15 protein-coding genes are annotated in these 15903 nt (G+C 72.1%); 7 read left to right on the plus strand and 8 right to left on the minus strand.

What is annotated here, in order from left to right:
• Nucleotides 1-27 precede the first annotated feature (27 nt).
• The 8 genes from EXU32_RS08455 to EXU32_RS08490 form a co-directional block, all read right to left on the minus strand.
• Nucleotides 28-1581: a M20/M25/M40 family metallo-hydrolase gene (locus EXU32_RS08455; RefSeq protein WP_130629503.1), complete on the minus strand. Its 1554-nt coding sequence runs from the start codon at nt 1579-1581 to the stop codon at nt 28-30.
• Between the two features lie 179 nt (nt 1582-1760).
• Entirely contained in the window at nt 1761-3182 is a 1422-nt protein-coding gene (locus EXU32_RS08460) for a tryptophan-rich sensory protein (RefSeq protein ID WP_130629504.1), read from the minus strand.
• 5 nt (nt 3183-3187) lie between these two features.
• Complete coding sequence (locus tag EXU32_RS08465; RefSeq protein ID WP_130629505.1) at nt 3188-3910, minus strand: CPBP family intramembrane glutamic endopeptidase; 723 nt, start codon at nt 3908-3910, stop codon at nt 3188-3190.
• Nucleotides 3907-5298 carry a cryptochrome/photolyase family protein gene (locus tag EXU32_RS08470; protein WP_207233894.1) on the minus strand — a complete coding sequence of 464 codons (1392 nt, stop codon included), beginning with the start codon at nt 5296-5298 and terminating at the stop codon, nt 3907-3909. The genes EXU32_RS08465 and EXU32_RS08470 overlap by 4 nt, the downstream gene beginning before the upstream one ends.
• A complete protein-coding gene (locus tag EXU32_RS08475; protein WP_068260344.1) occupies nt 5295-6050 on the minus strand; it encodes an SDR family NAD(P)-dependent oxidoreductase in 756 nt (251 codons plus the stop codon). The genes EXU32_RS08470 and EXU32_RS08475 overlap by 4 nt, the downstream gene beginning before the upstream one ends.
• Nucleotides 6047-7324, minus strand: a complete 1278-nt coding sequence (locus tag EXU32_RS08480; RefSeq protein ID WP_130629506.1) for an SAM-dependent methyltransferase — start codon at nt 7322-7324, stop codon at nt 6047-6049. The genes EXU32_RS08475 and EXU32_RS08480 overlap by 4 nt, the downstream gene beginning before the upstream one ends.
• Entirely contained in the window at nt 7321-8085 is a 765-nt protein-coding gene (locus tag EXU32_RS08485; RefSeq protein WP_242612934.1) for a DUF1365 domain-containing protein, read from the minus strand. The genes EXU32_RS08480 and EXU32_RS08485 overlap by 4 nt, the downstream gene beginning before the upstream one ends.
• Entirely contained in the window at nt 8082-9368 is a 1287-nt protein-coding gene (locus EXU32_RS08490; protein WP_130629508.1) for an NAD(P)/FAD-dependent oxidoreductase, read from the minus strand. The genes EXU32_RS08485 and EXU32_RS08490 overlap by 4 nt, the downstream gene beginning before the upstream one ends.
• 139 nt (nt 9369-9507) lie before the next feature.
• On the opposite strand from EXU32_RS08490, the gene EXU32_RS08495 reads away from it, so the two are divergent.
• The 7 genes from EXU32_RS08495 to EXU32_RS08520 all read left to right on the plus strand — a co-directional run bounded on the left by EXU32_RS08495 (nt 9508) and on the right by EXU32_RS08520 (nt 15883).
• On the plus strand, nt 9508-9945 hold the full coding sequence (locus EXU32_RS08495) for an SRPBCC family protein (protein ID WP_130629509.1): 438 nt from the start codon (nt 9508-9510) through the stop codon (nt 9943-9945).
• Between the two features lie 22 nt (nt 9946-9967).
• Nucleotides 9968-10843 (plus strand): MerR family transcriptional regulator, encoded by an 876-nt coding sequence (locus EXU32_RS08500; RefSeq protein ID WP_130629510.1) that lies wholly within the window; start codon nt 9968-9970, stop codon nt 10841-10843.
• A 12-nt stretch (nt 10844-10855) separates the two neighbouring features.
• On the plus strand, nt 10856-11533 hold the full coding sequence (locus tag EXU32_RS08505; RefSeq protein ID WP_130629511.1) for an IclR family transcriptional regulator: 678 nt from the start codon (nt 10856-10858) through the stop codon (nt 11531-11533).
• Between the two features lie 51 nt (nt 11534-11584).
• Entirely contained in the window at nt 11585-12010 is a 426-nt protein-coding gene (locus EXU32_RS17330) for a LysR family transcriptional regulator (protein WP_207233895.1), read from the plus strand.
• Nucleotides 11911-12549 carry a LysR substrate-binding domain-containing protein gene (locus EXU32_RS08510; RefSeq protein ID WP_207233896.1) on the plus strand — a complete coding sequence of 213 codons (639 nt, stop codon included), beginning with the start codon at nt 11911-11913 and terminating at the stop codon, nt 12547-12549. The genes EXU32_RS17330 and EXU32_RS08510 overlap by 100 nt, the downstream gene beginning before the upstream one ends.
• 92 nt (nt 12550-12641) lie before the next feature.
• On the plus strand, nt 12642-13997 hold the full coding sequence (locus tag EXU32_RS08515; RefSeq protein ID WP_130629512.1) for an MFS transporter: 1356 nt from the start codon (nt 12642-12644) through the stop codon (nt 13995-13997).
• Nucleotides 13994-15883: an FAD-dependent oxidoreductase gene (locus EXU32_RS08520; protein WP_130629513.1), complete on the plus strand. Its 1890-nt coding sequence runs from the start codon at nt 13994-13996 to the stop codon at nt 15881-15883. Before EXU32_RS08515 ends, EXU32_RS08520 begins: the two co-directional genes overlap by 4 nt.
• The last annotated feature ends 20 nt before the right edge of the window (nt 15884-15903 follow it).

Below are 15903 nucleotides of genomic sequence, written 5' to 3' on the forward strand. Positions count from 1 at the left end.
CAGCCGCCGACCCCGGCGCAGGTGGTGTCAGCCCTTGGTGCGGAAGGCCGCGAAGACCTCGTACATGTAGTCGCTGCCCTGGGCGAGCGCCTCGACGAAGATGCGCTCGTTGTTGCCGTGCATCCCGATGAGCTGCTCGTTGCTCAGGACATAGGGGTACACGCCGTAGCCGGGTACCCCCTTCTCACGCCACGGCCCCAGGCTCGTGCCCGCCTCGAAGAGCGCCGGGGCGAAGGGGGTGTCCTCGTAGGTCGCCTCCGACGCGTCCGACAGGGCCCGCCACAGGTCGGTGTCGAGGTCCGCGGGCGCGGTCGCCCACGTCTCGTCGAGGCGCGCGAGCGCCTGCTCCTCGCTCTCCCCCGCAGCGCCGATGACCTTGACCTCGACGTCCCGGTCCTTGAGCAGCTCGCGCACGGCGGCGACGAACTCCCGGGGCTTCTCCCCGCCGGGGATGCCGCGGCAGTTGACCCGGGTCGTCGCCTCGGACGGGATGACATTCTCCTTGTAGCCCGCCTCCTGGATGACGAAGGCGTGCGTCGTGCGCAGCAGCGCCCGGTGCAGGTGGGGGTAGTCGGAGCGCTGCACCACGAGGGCGGCCGCCCGCTCACGGGACGGCTGGCTCTTCGCCCCCAGCATCAGCCGGATCGCCTTGGCCAGTCCGTGGTCGCTCGTCGCGTCGGCCAGCGCCTCGAAGTACTCGCGGGTGACCTCGGTCAGGTGCACCGGAGCCTCCCAGTCGCCGAGCTCGGCGATCGCCCGCGAGACCTTGACGACCGCCGAGTCGTCGGGCATCGGCTTCGACGAGTGGGTCGCCGTCCCCTTCGCGACGAGGTCGAGGTTGAAGTAGACGTTGTCCTGGCGGGTCGCGGTGATGAGCATCGGGGTGGTCTGGTCGCTCTGGGCGAGGAACCAGCCGCCCTCGGTGAGGACCGCACCGGCGTCGATCTTGTCCCAGTGGTTCTTCGCCAGCCAGCCCGAGCCGTAGTCGCCGGCCTCCTCGTCGCAGTCGGTGAGGACGATGATGTCGCGGTCGAAGGTCGCGCCCTCGTCGAGGTGTCGCAGGAGCGCGCTGATCATCGCGGAGTTGGCGCCCTTCATGTCCAGGGCGCCACGGCCGTAGACCTCACCGTCGACGACCTCCCCGGCGAAGGGGTCGACGTCCCAGTTGTCCTCCTCGACCGGCACGACGTCGGAGTGCCCCAGGATGAGCAGTGACTCCGCCGAGCCGGTCCCCGGGATCCGGGCGATGAGGTGCACGTTGTCGGGCTGCGGGGTCTCGATGATCTCGACGGGCACGCCGGCCCGCTCCCAGACCGCCTTGAGCATCTCTGCGTGGGGCCGGGTGTCGGCGCCCTTGCCGAAGTTCTGCGTGTCGAAGGACAGCATCCGCTTGAGCAGGTCGAGCGGATCCAGGTCAGCGGCCGGGATCGCGGCTCCCGTCAGACCGGACGAAGGGGAGGTCGTGCGGGCGTAGGCGCTCGCCCCTCCGGCGGTGGCGGCCCCCAGGACGGCCACGCCGACGCCTCCGAGGAAGGTGCGGCGAGGGAGGGTGCGGGGGGTCTCGTCGGGTGTGGTGTGCATGTGGCGACTCCTTTGTCGGTGGTCCGCGCAGGCTGCCGCCGAGCCCCCGTGCACCCCAAGGGTGACCGCCCGGTAGTGAGGCGAGCGGTGCCCCCTTCGCGACCGACGGACGAGCGATCGGCCGAAGCTGAAGCTGACCCACGCTTTGGTGTCCCCTGACGAGACCCTGACCCTCGGGCCTACCGGTTGCGGCGCGCGATCGCCGTCGAGAGCACGGCGGCGAAGCCGGTCCACGCCGCGTAGGGCACCAGCGCCCAACCGCCCCGCCCACCGGCGGCCGCAGCGCGCCGTGCCAGGTCGGTCGAGCTGGCGGCGAGCACCCCGGCCTCGACCGCCGCGACGGCTGGCCGACGCACCCGCCAGAAGAGCACGCTCCACGCCGTGTTGAGCACGAGGTTGCCCCACAGTGCCCGTCGGTAGGCCGCTGCCTCGTCGGGTCTCCCCTCCCCTTCGAGCCGGGCGAGGGTGGCGACCGAGGTGGCGACGATGTCGGCGTACAGCGGTGTCCACACCAGGGGGAAGGCGAGCGGAGGCGGCTGCCACGACGGCAGGTCGAGCGACCGGTACCACCGGCTGTCGGGCTGGGTGGCCGCCGCGCCCAGCGCCGCGGCGCCCACCGTCGCCGCGGTGACCGTCAGGACGTCGCGGAGCACGTGGTCGGGCTGCGCGGTACGCATCGCCCGGCGCACCGCGTCGTCAAACCCGACGAGCCCGCCCTCCGGCAGCCCGACGTGGTCGTCGAGGTCCTGCTCCCGTCGCACGACCTCGTGGACCAAGCTGCCGACGAGCGGCTTGGCGACGTCGGCCTCGACGGGGGTGATCAGCCCGACCCAGTGGCTGGCCAGCCACGGCGTGAGCACGGGAACCCCGACGATGAGCCGTCGCCGCAGCCCGTTGACCGCGGCGAAGCGCTGGATCATCTGCTCGTAGGTCAGGACCTCGGGTCCGCCGATGTCGAAGGTGCGGTTGACGTCCTCGGGCAGCCGCGCCGCACCCACGAGGTAGTGGAGCGCGTCGTCGACGGCAATCGGCTGGATCCGGTTGCGCAGCCACTGCGGGGCGACCATCGCCGGCAGCCGCTCGGTGAGGTAGCGCAGCATGTCGAAGGAGACCGACCCGTCACCCAGGACGACGGCGGCCTGCAGCACCGCGGCCGGCACGGGCGCGTCGAGCAGCACCTGCCCGACCTCCACGCGCGAGGCGAGGTGCACCGACAGGTCGGCGCCCTCGGGGTGCAACCCACCGAGGTACACGATGCGGCTGACCCCGGCGTCGGTCGCTGCCGTGGCGAAGCCCTCGGCCAGCTCACGGTCTCGCCGCGCGAGGTCGCCGCCGCCGTCCATCGAGTGCACGAGGTAGTAGGCGACGTCGGTGCCCGACAGGGCTCGCCGCAGGTCGTCGCCGGACGTCGCGTCGCCCTCGACGACCTCGACCCGATCGCCCCAGTCGTGCGCACCGAGCTTGTCGGCGGAGCGGGTGAGCACGCGCACCGTCCACCCCTCATCCAGGAGGCGGGGCACGAGCAGGCCACCGATGTAGCCGGTGGCCCCGGTGACGAGCACCGTGCCGGAGGCGAAGGGAGTGGCTGTGGACGTGGACATGTCGGTCACCTCAGGAGGTCGAGGACGGGTGGCAGGAGGAAGAGCATCGAGCTGGACCAGATGACGTGCGTGATGATCGGTGCGAGGACGCCGCCGGTGACCCGGCGCTGCGCCCCCACGAGCACCCCGAGCAGGAGCGCGGCGAAGGTCAGCAGGAGGTTGCCGGTCGCGGCGGTGACGAGCACGTACACGAGCGTGGTGATCGCGATGGGTCGCCGCCGACCGACGGAGGCGAAGAGCGCCCCGCGGAAGAAGAGCTCCTCGCCGATGCCGGTGACGACGGTGATCGCCCAGACGATCGGCAGGGACCCGTAGCGCGCGTGGTCGAGCACCTCGTCGACGAGGCTCGCCAGCCACGGCACCCGGCCCATGACGAGGGCGCCGGCGAGGAAGATCGCGACGGCGAGCAGCGCCAGCGCGATCGGCTGCACGACCGGTCGGGCATAGCCGGACTCGCGGGTGTGCGCCCAGCCGACGTGGAGGCGACCGGCGGCCAGGCCGCCGACGATCCACACCAGGGCCAGCGCGAGCCCGCCGAGGTAGAAGCTGTCGTCCCCCGGTGGGATGCGCAGGGTCACCGCGAGGACCAGGGTCCCGACGACGAGCGTCGCGACCGTGACCACCCGGCGGCGGCGCACCAGTGCGTCCGGCTCGTGGTGGTCCCTCGGGACCGGCGCCACGAGCGCGGCGGCGACGAAGGAGCGCAGCTCCCTGACCGGGTGGATCACGTCTGCGCCCGCGCCATCTCGTACCGGTCCAGCGCCTCGCGGCGCTCCTCGGCGTGGTCGAGGACGCGCTCGGGGTAGCCGTGGGCGGCGCCGTCGGGGTGGGTCCACGGTGTGTGGGCGGCCTTGCCCGGCAGGTGGGCGAGCTCGGGCACCCAGCGACGCACGTAGGCGCCGTCGGGGTCGAAGCGCTCCCCCTGGGTGATCGGGTTGAAGACCCGGAAGTACGGTGACGCGTCGGTCCCGGTGCCCGCCACCCACTGCCAGCCGTGGCTGTTGGAGGCCAGGTCGCCGTCGAGCAGGTGGTCGAGGAAGTGCCGCGCCCCGACCGGCCACCACACGTGCAGGTCCTTGGTGAGGAAGCTCGCGACGACCATCCGCACCCGGTTGTGCATGAACCCCTCGGCGAGCAGCTGGCGCATCCCCGCGTCGACGAAGGGGTAGCCGGTGCGCCCCTGCCGCCACGCCTCCACGAGCCGGTCGGTCTCCGGGCCCTCGTCGTAGGGCAGCGCAGCGAGGGCCTCCCGCAGGTCGGCCCACGCCGAGTCGGGGCGGTGCCACAGCACGTCGGCGTAGAACTCGCGCCACGCGAGCTCGGTGACGTAGCGGTGGGCGGCATCGCCGTCCGCCTGCGGGTGGGCCGCAATGTCCGCGAGCATCGTCCGGGGGTGGATCTCGCCGTGGGTGAGGTGGATCGACATCCGGCTCGTGACGTCGAGGTCGGGTCGGTCGCGGTCGGCGTCGTAGCCGTCGAGGTCGTCCTGGACGAAGCTGCGCCACCGCTCCAGCGCCGCCTCCTCCCCCGCGGGCCCGTCGACGGCGTCCTCGTCCGCGGCGGCGAGCACGCGCTCGAGGGCGTCCTCGCCGACCTCGGCGAGCAGGTCGGCACCGTCCGTCAGCCACACGTCGTCGCCGACCCGGTCGGCGGGCGCCGGCCAGCCGTGGTCGCGCCAGGCCCGGGCGAAGGGGGTGAAGACCTTGTACGGCGTGCCCTCACCCGTGAGGACCAGCCCGGGACCGACCGCGTAGGGGCTGCCGGTCGTGACGAGCTCCGCGCCCTGCTCCCGCAGCCGCCCGGCGACGTCCTCGTCCCGCTCCCGTCCCGCGGGCGTCGTGTCCCGCGTGACGTGCACCCGCTCGGCGCCGACTGCCGCGGCCGCCTGCGGCACGAGGTCCACCGGGTCGCCGCAGCGGACGACCAGCGCTCCGCCGGTCGCCTCGTGCAGGGCCACGATCGAGCGCAGCATCCGGACGGCCGGCGGGCGACGGTCGGTGAGCAGCCGTGGCTCCACGACGACGAAGGGGAGGACCTCCCCTTCGTCGGCTGCGGCCAGGAGCGCCGGGTGGTCCGACAGTCGCAGGTCCCGGCGGAACCACATGAGGGCGGTCACGAGGACGAGCGTGCCACGCGGGCGGTGATCGCCGCCCACAGCCGCACCGGCAGCACACGGGCGACCTTCATCGTCACGGCCATCCGGCGGGGGAAGACGATCTCGACCTTGCCACCCTCGAGCCCGTCGGCGATCTCGGTGGCCGCTTCCTCCGGCTCGATGATGAAGGGCATGGGGAAGGAGTTGGTCTCGGTCATGTCGGTGCGCACGAAGCCCGGGCAGACCGTCGTGACCTGCACGTCCTTGGTCGACAAGGATGCGCGCATCGACTCCAGCAGGTTGATCTGCGCCGCCTTGGTCGCGGCATAGGCCTCTCCCCCGGACAGGCCGCGGTAGCCGGCGACCGAGGCGATCCCGACGAGGTGCCCGCTGCGGTGCGAGACCATCTGCGGCAGGGTCGCGGCGATGACGTTGTTGAGCCCCAGGAGGTTGACCTCGACATGCGTCACGAACTCGTCGGCCTGCCAGTCGGTGGCGGTGTAGGTGTGCCAGTACCCGGCGCACCAGATCACCATGTCGATACCCCCGATCGCCGTGCGCACCCGCTCGGCAGCGGCCCAGCACGCGCTCCGGTCGGTGACGTCGAGCGGGACCGTGACCATGCGTCCGCCCGAGACCTCGTCGAGCCGCTCCGCCCGGCGGGCGCTGATCGCCACGATCGCGCCACGGCGCTGCAGCTCCTCGGCCAGTGCCGCACCGATGCCGCTGGAGGCGCCGACCAGCCAGATACGTTGTCCGACAAGGCTGCTCATGCTGCCTCCACCCGCTCGAGACGGATCTGCGCCACGTCGATGTAGTCGGCGGCGAAGCCGGCCTCGCAGTACGCGAGGTAGAACTCCCACTTGCGGCGGAAGGTCTCGTCGAACCCGCTCGCAGCGATCGTGGGCCACTCCTGGATGAAGGTGCGGCGCCAGCGGCGCAGGGTCTCGGCGTAGTCGCGGCCGAAGCGGTGCGTCGCGGTCACCCGCAGCGAGGTGTGCTCGGTGGTGGTCTCCTCGATCGCCTCGCTGGAGGGGATCAGCCCGCCGGGGAAGATGTGCTTCTGGATCCACCCGTAGGAGCGGCGCGTCGCCAGGTAGCGATCGTGCGACATGAGGATCGACTGGATCGCGGCGATGCCCCCGGGCGCGAGCAGGTCGTCGATCGCGCGGAAGTAGGTCGGCCAGTACTCCTCGCCGACGGCCTCGATCATCTCGACACTGACGATGGCGTCGAACTGCCCGCTCACCTCGCGGTAGTCCTGCAGCCGCACCTCGACCCGAGCCGCGAGACCCGGCTCGTCGACGTCGGCCGCGGCGATGCGCTCACGGGCCAGGGCGGCCTGCTCGTGCGAGAGGGTGATCGAGGTGACGGTGGCGCCGCGGCGGGCGGCGGCGATGGCCAGCGAGCCCCACCCGGTGCCGATCTCCAGCACCCGGCTGCCGGCCGTGACATCGGCGGCGTCGAGGACCGCATCGATCTTGGCGTGCTGGGCCTCGACGAGGGTCTGCTCCGCCAGCGGACGAGAGCGGTCGAAGAGCGCGGAGCTGTAGCTGAGGGTCTCGTCGAGGAAGGCGGTGAAGAGGTCATTGCTCAGGTCGTAGTGCGCCTCGATGTTCTTGCGCGAGCCGAGCAGCGTGTTGCGCGTGCCGCTCGGGATGCGCCGGTCGACAACGCGCTTCATGCGCGCGAGTCCCGAGGGGACGAGGGTGGTGATCCGCTGGGCGAAGGGCAGCAGCGCGTCCGCCAGGTCGGTCCCGGGAGCCGCCTCCCAGTCCCCGGCCATGTAGCCCTCCCCCATGCCGATCTTGGGGTGGTGCGCCATCCGCTCGAAGAGTGCCGTCGGGTGCACGATCTGCAAGGTCGGGGCGTCGGCCTCCCGACCGCCACCCAGGGTGGTCCCGTCGGGCATCGTCACCCGCACCGGCGCCCGGTCGAGCACCGCGGCGAGGATCGGTCGGGCCAGACGGGCCCGCAGGCACCACGGGCGAAGGGCGGGTCGGCGCAGGCAGATCGGTTGGTCGAGGGTGGGGACAGAAGCGGTCATCGGAGGTCCTCCTGCGAGTGCGGGGTACGAGGCTGGATGGGGAGTCGGCGCGTCCACAGCCAGATGCCGTGGACGCGGATCAGGGCGCTGACGCGCCAGGTCATGAGCAGGTGGCGGGCGGCGGTGCGCACGACGGTGGCGTCGGTCGCTGCGCGTGGGACACCGCTCGTCGTCGCGGTGAGGATCCGCTCGCCGTCGCGATCCAGGCCGACGGTCACGACGACGCGGTCACGCTCCAGGCGCAGGCTCACCGCGTACTCGCCGCTGGTGTCGTTGAAGGGCGAGACGTAGAAGGCCTTGTCGGTGCGTGCCCGCCCGCTCTCGTCGACCTCGAGCAGGTACGCGTGCCGCTCGCCGTAGGTGTTGTGCACCTCGAAGACGCAGGCCCGCAGGCGCCCGTCCGGCGCGAGGCACCAGTAGACGGTCAGCGGGTCGAAGACGTGGCCCAGGACCCGCGCGTTGGCGAGCATGACGACCCGGTCGTCGGCAGCGAGCGTGATGTCCCGGTGGGCGAGGAATCGCGTCAGGTCACCGCGGATGCCGCCACCCTGCTCGCCCCCGTCGAGGTGGTCACGCGCTTCGATCCGGGTGAGCGCGCGCAGCGGCCACCGGTGGCGTGGCAGGTCGTCGACGTCGACGAGCCACTGGTACTGGCGGTTGGCGAAGGCGTGCTCGACCGGCGTGCGGCGGGTGTGGCTGACGGTGCCGACGACGAGGCTCGGCAGGGTCGGCAGCTCGGTGAGCGTGGGCGCGGTGGTCACCACGTCGCCCCGAGTCGCTGCGCCGCCTCGACGCCCGAGCGGCACCCGTCCTCGTGGAACCCCCAGCCGAGGTGCGCGCCGGCGAAGGCCAGCCGGTCGCCGCCGGCGGTGCGCAGCCGGGCGGCCGCTGCGACGGCCTCCCGGGTGAAGACCGGGTGCGCGTAGTCCATCCGCGCGACCACGTCCGCCTCGTCGAAGGGGGTCGGGGAGTTGAGCGTGACGAGCAGCTGGTCGCCGTCCTCGTCGAAGCCCTGCAGCCGGTTCATCCAGTAGCTGACCCGCGCCCGGCTGGCCCCGCCGCAGCTCTCGCTGCGGTAGTTCCACGAGGCCTTGGCCCGCGTCGCGCTCGGCAGGTGGGTGGTGTCGCGGTGGAGGACGGTCGCGTTGCGGGAGTAACGGATTGCGCCGAGGTCCTCCTTCTCCTGCGGGGTCGCGTCGGCGAGCAGCGCCAGCGCCTGGTCGGCGTGGGTGGCGATGACGACCTTGTCGAAGGGGGTGACCCCGGCGGCGGTGCGCACGTCGACCCCGTCGGGGCGCCGGGTCACGGACGTGACGGCCGCGCTGGTGCGCACGTCACGCAGCCGGGACGCGAGGGCGTCGACATAGGTCCGGGACCCGCCGACGACGGTGCGCCAGGTCGGGGACCCGCTGATGCTGAGCATGCCGTGGTGCTCGAGGAAGGCGAAGAGGTGCCGGGCCGGGTAGTCGAGGGAGTCCTCGTCGCCGGAGGACCACACGCACGAGACGAGCGGGAGCGCGAAGTGGGCGATGAAGTGCTCCGAGAAGCTGCCGCGCTGCAGGAACTCGCCCCAGGTCGGGTCGTCGCCCGAGCCGCTGCCGCCGGTGTCGGCCAGGACCGCCCGGGCGGCCTTGTGGAAGCGCGGGATCTCCAGCAGCATCCGCAGGAAGCGCGGGTCGGCGAGCCGCCGCGGCTGAGCGAGGACCGCGCCGAGCCCGGCGCCGCCCGCCCACGAGAGACCGCACCCGTCGCAGGTGATCGACATGCTCATCTCGGTCGGGCGGGTGGGCACGTCGAGCTCGCGGAAGAGGCGCAGCAGGTGGGGGTAGGTGCGCTCGTTGTGGACGATGAAGCCGCTGTCGACGCGCACCTCACCGCCGCCGCTCGTGGGGACGGTGTGGGTGTGGGCGTGCCCGCCGAGCCGGTCGTCGGCCTCGAAGAGGGTGACGTCGTGGGTCTGCGACAGGACATACGCCGCAGTCAAACCGGAGACGCCCGCGCCGATGACGGCGACGCTCGGGCGGTCGGGGTGGTGCTCGGTCACGACGGATGCTCCTGCTGGGAGAGGAAGGGGGGCACGATGGGTTCGGAGCCGACCGCGCCAAAGGATTGTTCAACCTTTGTCCAAGACGCTAGAGTCACCTTGACCGCGCTGTCAAATGTTTGTTCAAGGATGTGCAGCCATGAAGATCACCCGCACCATCAACGTCGCTGATACCCCACCGTCGGCGGTCTACGCCTATCTCGCCGACTTCACGACGAGCACGCAGTGGGACCCGGGGACCCTGGAGACGACCCTCGTGGAGGGCGATGGCGGGATCGGCAGCCGCTACCGCAACCGCTCGGTCTTCCGCGGTCGGCAGACCGAGCTCGTCTACGAGACGATCGACCTGCAGCCGGACCGCCTCGTCGTCATGCGAGGTGAGAACAAGAGCGTCATCGCCCGGGACACCATGTCGATCAGCCGCGACGAGCGGGGCACCGGTACCGTGCTCGTCTACGAGGCGGACTTCACCTTCAAGGGACTCGCCAAGCTGGCCACCCCCTTCCTCCGCGGCCAGCTGACCCGGCTGGGGGACGAGGCGGAGGCGGCTCTCGCCCGCGAGCTGCCGCACGTGTAGAGGAGATCGAGGACCGCCCCTGATGTACACGATCAAACGCGCCGCCGAGCTGACCGGCGTCCCCGCCGCCACGCTGCGCGCCTGGGAGCGCCGCTACGACCTCGTCGAGCCGCGGCGCACCGACGCCGGCTACCGCCTCTACGACGACGAGGCCGTCGCCCGGGTTACCCGGATGGCGACGCTCATCGCCGACGGCTGGAGCGCGAGCACCGCTGCGGCAGAGGTGCATCGCCTCCTCGGTCCCGACAGCGCGACACTCCCCCCTTCGCCGGCGACGGATGGCCCGACCGCCACCGCCGAGCTCGTCGCGGCCGCCGCCGCGATGGACCCGGCCGAGGTCTCCCGGGTCCTGGACGAGCAGCTCGCCCGCACCCCCTTCGAGTCGGTCGTCGACGACTGGCTCATGCCGACGCTCGAGGAGGTCGGGCAGGCCTGGGAGGACGGGCGCGTCTCGATCGCCGGCGAGCACCTCGTCGCGCACGCGGTACTGCGCCGGCTCTCTGCTGCCTTCGACGCCGCCCCGGGCCGTCCCGGCGGTCCGCGGGTCCTCGTCGGACTGCCCGCCGGGGTGCACCACGAGCTGGGCATCTTCGCCTTCGCCGTCGTCCTGCGCCGACACGGGGTGGACGTGGTCTACCTCGGGCCTGACCTGCCCGCGCCTGCCTGGCGTGACGCGCTCGAGACCCACGGCGCGAGCTGCGCGGTGCTCGGGGTGCCGCGACGACGCGACGCCCGGCCCGCCCGAGAGGTCGTCGAGGCGCTGCACGACGTCGACGACACCCTGACGATCCTCGTCGGAGGAGGGCACCAGGACGAGCTCGACGGCACGCGCACCACGCGTCTGGGGCACCTCATCGGCCCGGCCGCCGCCGAGGTCGCCGCCCTGCTGCCTGCGTAGACTCCCGACATCATGAGCACCCTGCAGACGCTCGACCGCGGCCTCGAGGCGATGGACATCGTCTCCCGTCGCACGGGCGGCATCTCGCCCGCGGCACTCGCCGACGAGCTGGGCGTTCACCGGGCCGGCGCCTACCGCATCCTCGCGACCCTGGAGCAGCGCCACCTCGTCACGAAGGGCGAAGACGGCCGCTACCGTCTCGGCAGCGGCGCGCTGGTCGTCGCCGGCCGCTTCATGAGCCAATATCGTTCTGCCGCACAACCGGTCGTCCAGGACCTCGCCGACCGCACCGGGCACACGGCCTTCGTGGCCATCGCCGACCGCGAGGAGTCCGTGGCCATCGCAGTCGCCGAGCCCTCCACCCGCGGTCCCATCGGTGTCAGCTACCAGGTCGGCACGCGGCACCCCCTCGAGCACGGTGCCGACGGGCTGGCCATCCTCGCCCTGCGCCCCGAGGCCCCCGATGACATCGAGGCGGTGCGCACCGCCCGCGAGCGGGGCTTCGGGCTCTCCCGCGGCGAGATCCAGCCGGGCACCGCAGGCCTCGCCGTGGCGACCGGTGCCGCCTCCGACACCGATGTCGAGAGCTCCATCGGACTCATCACGCTCGGCCACCCCGACGACCTCGACGTCGAGCGCCTGCTACCGCTGCTGCACGAGTCCCGCGAGCGCATCGCCCGCCTGTACTGAGGCTCCGCCGGTGGCCGCGCGGCGGGCCGGGCCGGGCGATAGCGTGGCCGGATGGCCAAGGTCGACGGAGCCCCAGCGTTCACGCTCAACCAGATCGCCGTCTTCGCAGCCGTCGCTGACGCGGGGACGATCGTCGGGGCCGCCGAGCAGCTGCACGCCTCCCCCTCCGCCGTGTCGGCCGCCCTCACGGAGCTGGAGCGGACGCTGCACGCTCAGCTGGTCCACCGGCTGCGGGCGAAGGGGGTCCGCCTCACCCCCACGGGCGAGCTGCTCCTGCCCCGAGCGCGACTGCTGCTCCACCAGGCCACCGAGCTCGAGGCCGACGCCCACGGCACCGACGCCGGAGTCTCGGGGCGGGTGCGCCTGGGCTGCTCGCCGTGGTTCTCCCCAATGTCCTGCCCGGGCTCCTGTCGGGGTTCCACGACCTGCACCCCGACGCCACCATCGAGGTCCTCGAGGCCGCACCCGACCACCTGACCGCCGCCCTCGAGGAGGGCGCTCTCGACCTCGCGATCACCTACGACCTCGACCTGCCCGACGGCTGGCAGCGGGCCCCCTTCGCCAGTCTCGTGCCTCACGTGATCCTGCCGCGCGACCACCCGCTCGCCGACGGTCCGGACGCGATCGACCTCGGCGACCTCGCGGGCGACCCCATGGTCCTGCTCGACGTCGCCCCGAGCGCGAAGCACGCCCACGACTGCTGCCGTGCAGCGGGATTCGTGCCCGAGGTGGCCCTGCGAGCCCGCACGTACGAGACCGTCCGCGCCTTCGTCGGGCGCGGCTACGGGTGGACCCTGCTCGTCTCGCGTGCCGCCAGCCTCGAGACCGCGGAGGGACGCGAGGTCGTCGTCAAGCAGATCGCCGCACCGGCCCTGCCCACGGTGCAGGTCTGCGTGCTCTGGCACCCTCGCGCGATGCTCAACCGGGCCTCGCGCACCTTCGTCAGCCACACGCTGGCGCACGGGAGCTCGCTCGTCGGTGGGCCGCTCGACCCTGCCGAACCACAGGTTTCTTGAGGTTCCAGCCTCAAAACCTCCGCTTTTCAGGACAGTGGTCATCCGCCACTCTTCTCGGGTCTGACAACGGCGTCGAACCCGAAAGGCTTCTCATGAGCACCACCACCGTCCCCACCGTGGCCGCAGGACCACCCGCGAGCAGGGCCCACGCCCGTCGCGCCGTGCTCGGCAGCTTCGTCGGCACCGCCATCGAGTGGTACGACTTCTTCATCTACGGCACGGCCGCCGCCCTGGTGCTCGGCCCGCTCTTCTTCCCGGGCGAGTCCTCGGTCGCCGGCACGATGGCCGCCTTCGGCACCTACGCCGTCGGCTTCGTCGCCCGCCCCGTCGGCGGCGTCGTCATGGGCCACTTCGGCGACCGGGTCGGGCGCAAGTCGATGCTCGTCATCGCCATGCTCCTCATGGGTACCGCCACCGTCGCCGTCGGGCTGCTGCCCACCTACGCGCAGATCGGCGTCTGGGCCCCGATCCTGCTCGTGCTGTGCCGCTTCATCCAGGGTCTGGGTGTCGGCGGCGAGTGGGGCGGAGCCGTCCTCATGGCCACCGAGTACGCGCCGAAGGGCAAGCGCGGCCTCTACGGCGTCGCGCCCCAGCTCGGCGTCCCGGTCGGCGTGCTGCTCGCCAACCTGACCTTCTTCACCATCACCAGCGTGACGACCACGGAGCAGTTCCTCGCCTGGGGCTGGCGCCTGCCCTTCCTCTTCAGCTTCCTCCTCATCGGTGCCGCCATGTGGATCCGCCTGGGGGTCATGGAGAGCCCGGAGTTCCGGGCCGTCGCCGCGAAGAACGAGGTGCGTCAGGCACCGATCGTCGAGGTCCTGTCGAAGAGCTGGCGCAAGGTGCTCCTCGCCGCCGGCAGCTTCATCGCCACCAACGGTGTGGCCAACGTCTTCATGGTCTTCCTCCTCTCCTACGGCACCGCCGAGCTCGGCTTCTCCCGCGACACGATGCTCTTCGCGCTCATCGCCTCCGTCCCCCTGTGGATGCTCGGCATGGCGTTGTCCGCGCACTACTCGGACGTCCTCGGTCGCCGCACCGTCTACGTCGGCGCCGCCGTCGGCCTGCTCGTCGTCAGTGCGGTCTTCTTCCCGATGGTCGACTCCGGGAGCCTGCCCGTGCTCGTCGTCGCCGAGATGCTCATGGCCTTCTTCCTCGGCCTGACCGTCGGCCCGCAGTCAGCGGTCTTCGCCGAGCTCTTCCCCGCCGCCGTCCGCTTCAGCGGGGCCTCGCTCGCCTATCAGGTCGGCGCGATCCTCGGTGGCGGCCTCGCGCCGATCATCGCCACCTGGCTCTTCGACAGCTTCGGCACGAGCGCTGCCGTCACCGGCTACTGCGTCGCCGCGAGCCTGATCAGCCTCACCTGCAGCGCCGTGCTCCTGCGCCGCCCCCACGAGGCCGAGCCCGACACCCTGACCACCATCACCGCGTCCGAGGTCGCGGCATCATGAGCCCGTACTTCCAGCCGACCCACCACACCCCCTCCGTCCTCGACCCGACACCGCAGGGGTCCCCCCTTCGCGTCGTCGTCGTCGGGGCCGGGCCGGTCGGTCTGGCCACCGCCCTCGGACTCGCCCGCCGGGGTGTCCCGGTGACCGTCCTCGAGGCCGAGACCGCGGTCTCCTTCGGTAGCCGAGCCATCTGCATCTCGAGGCACAGCCTCGAGGTGGCCTCCCGGCTCGGTGTCGACACCGCGCTGGCCGACCGGGCGCTGCCCTGGACCGGTGGCCGCACCTTCTACGGCGACCAGGAGGTCCTGCACTTCCTCATGCCGCACGACCCGCACCACACCCGCCCGCCGATGGTCAACATCTCCCAGTCGGAGATCGAGCAGGTCATGGCCGACGCCGCGCAGGCCGAGCCACTCATCGACCTGCACTGGGGCACACCGGTGGCCGGGATGACCCGCACCGAGTCCGGCGTCGCCCTGGACGTGGACACCGCGGCCGGGCCGGCGACCGTGCACGCGGACTGGGTCGTGGCCGCAGACGGTGGACGCTCCCGGATGCGTGAGCTCGCCGGACTGCGCCTGCAGGGCACCGCCTACGAGGGCCGCTACGTCATCGCCGACATCCACTGGGAGTCGGCGCTACCGACCGAGCGGATGGTCTGGTTCGACCCGCCGAGCAACCCCGGCTCGACGGTGATCATGCACCGCCAGCCCGACGACATCTGGCGCATCGACTACCAGCTCTCCCCCGAGGACGACGCCGACGTCGAGACCACCGAGGAGCGCATCCGGGAGCGGATCGCGCAGCACCTGGCCTGGCTGGAGCGGTCGGTCGGCGTCGACGGCTCCGGGCCCTGGACCCTCGAGTGGCACGGGTTCTACAAGGCGCGCGCTCTCGCCCTCGACGACTTCGTCCACGGGCGGTTGCTCTTCGCCGGCGACGCCGCGCACCTCGTGCCGATCTTCGGCGTGCGGGGCCTCAACTCCGGCATGGAGGACGCCGAGACGCTGGCGTGGATGCTCGCCGCGGTCGTGCACGACGATGCCAGCGACCAGCTGCTGCAGGCCTACTCGCGCGAGCGTCACCACGCCTGGCAGCAAAACATCAGCAACGCCGGTAAGTCGACGCTCATCATGACCCCGGGCACCGAGGGTTACCGCACCACGCGCGATGCCCTCCTCGGCCTGTCCCTGGTGCGCCCCGAGTTCAGCCACCTCATCGACCCACGGCAGAGCAGCGCCACGCACGCCCGCACCTCCGTACTCACACAGCGATGCGCCGCGAGTGACGGCCTGCAGCCGGGCGACCCCCTCGAGGACCGGGCGATCACGACGAGCGAAGGGGGCAGCAGCCTGCACGAGGTCCGCGGCCCCGGATTCGGCGTGTACGTCATCGAGCCCAGCGCCATCGACCTCGTCGGGGCCACGCGGGTGGCCGACCAGCTGCGCTCGGTCCTCCCGCACGAGCAGGTCACCACGATCGCCCTCGGGGGCACCGTCACCCCTGATGCGGTCACCGTCCTCGACGACGGCGGTACGGCACAGTCCTGGTCGGTGCCGGCTGGAGAGATCGTCGTGGTGCGCCCGGACGGCCTGGTGCTGGCGCGCGGTCGCACGGACGAGCTCGTCGGCCTGGGCGAGCGACTGCTCGGCGGGGGCGAGACGAGCAGCATCGACGGCGAGGTGGCCGTGCTCGACGAGCGCGAGCAGGTGTGGCTCGACCTCTCCGACGCGCTTGACGGCACGCAGGACCGGGAGGGGCTGCTGGCCCGACTCGCCTTCGTCCTCGGCGCCGAGGTCGGTCCTGAACGACTGCGCGCAGCCCTGGCCGAGGTCGCCCCCGCCGGGCGCACGGAGGCGTTGACCCCGGCACCCGCCACTCGATAGAATGTGCGCTGAGCGCACGA

The sequence above is a fragment of the Janibacter limosus genome (genome assembly GCF_004295485.1).
Taxonomy (GTDB): domain Bacteria; phylum Actinomycetota; class Actinomycetes; order Actinomycetales; family Dermatophilaceae; genus Janibacter; species Janibacter limosus_A.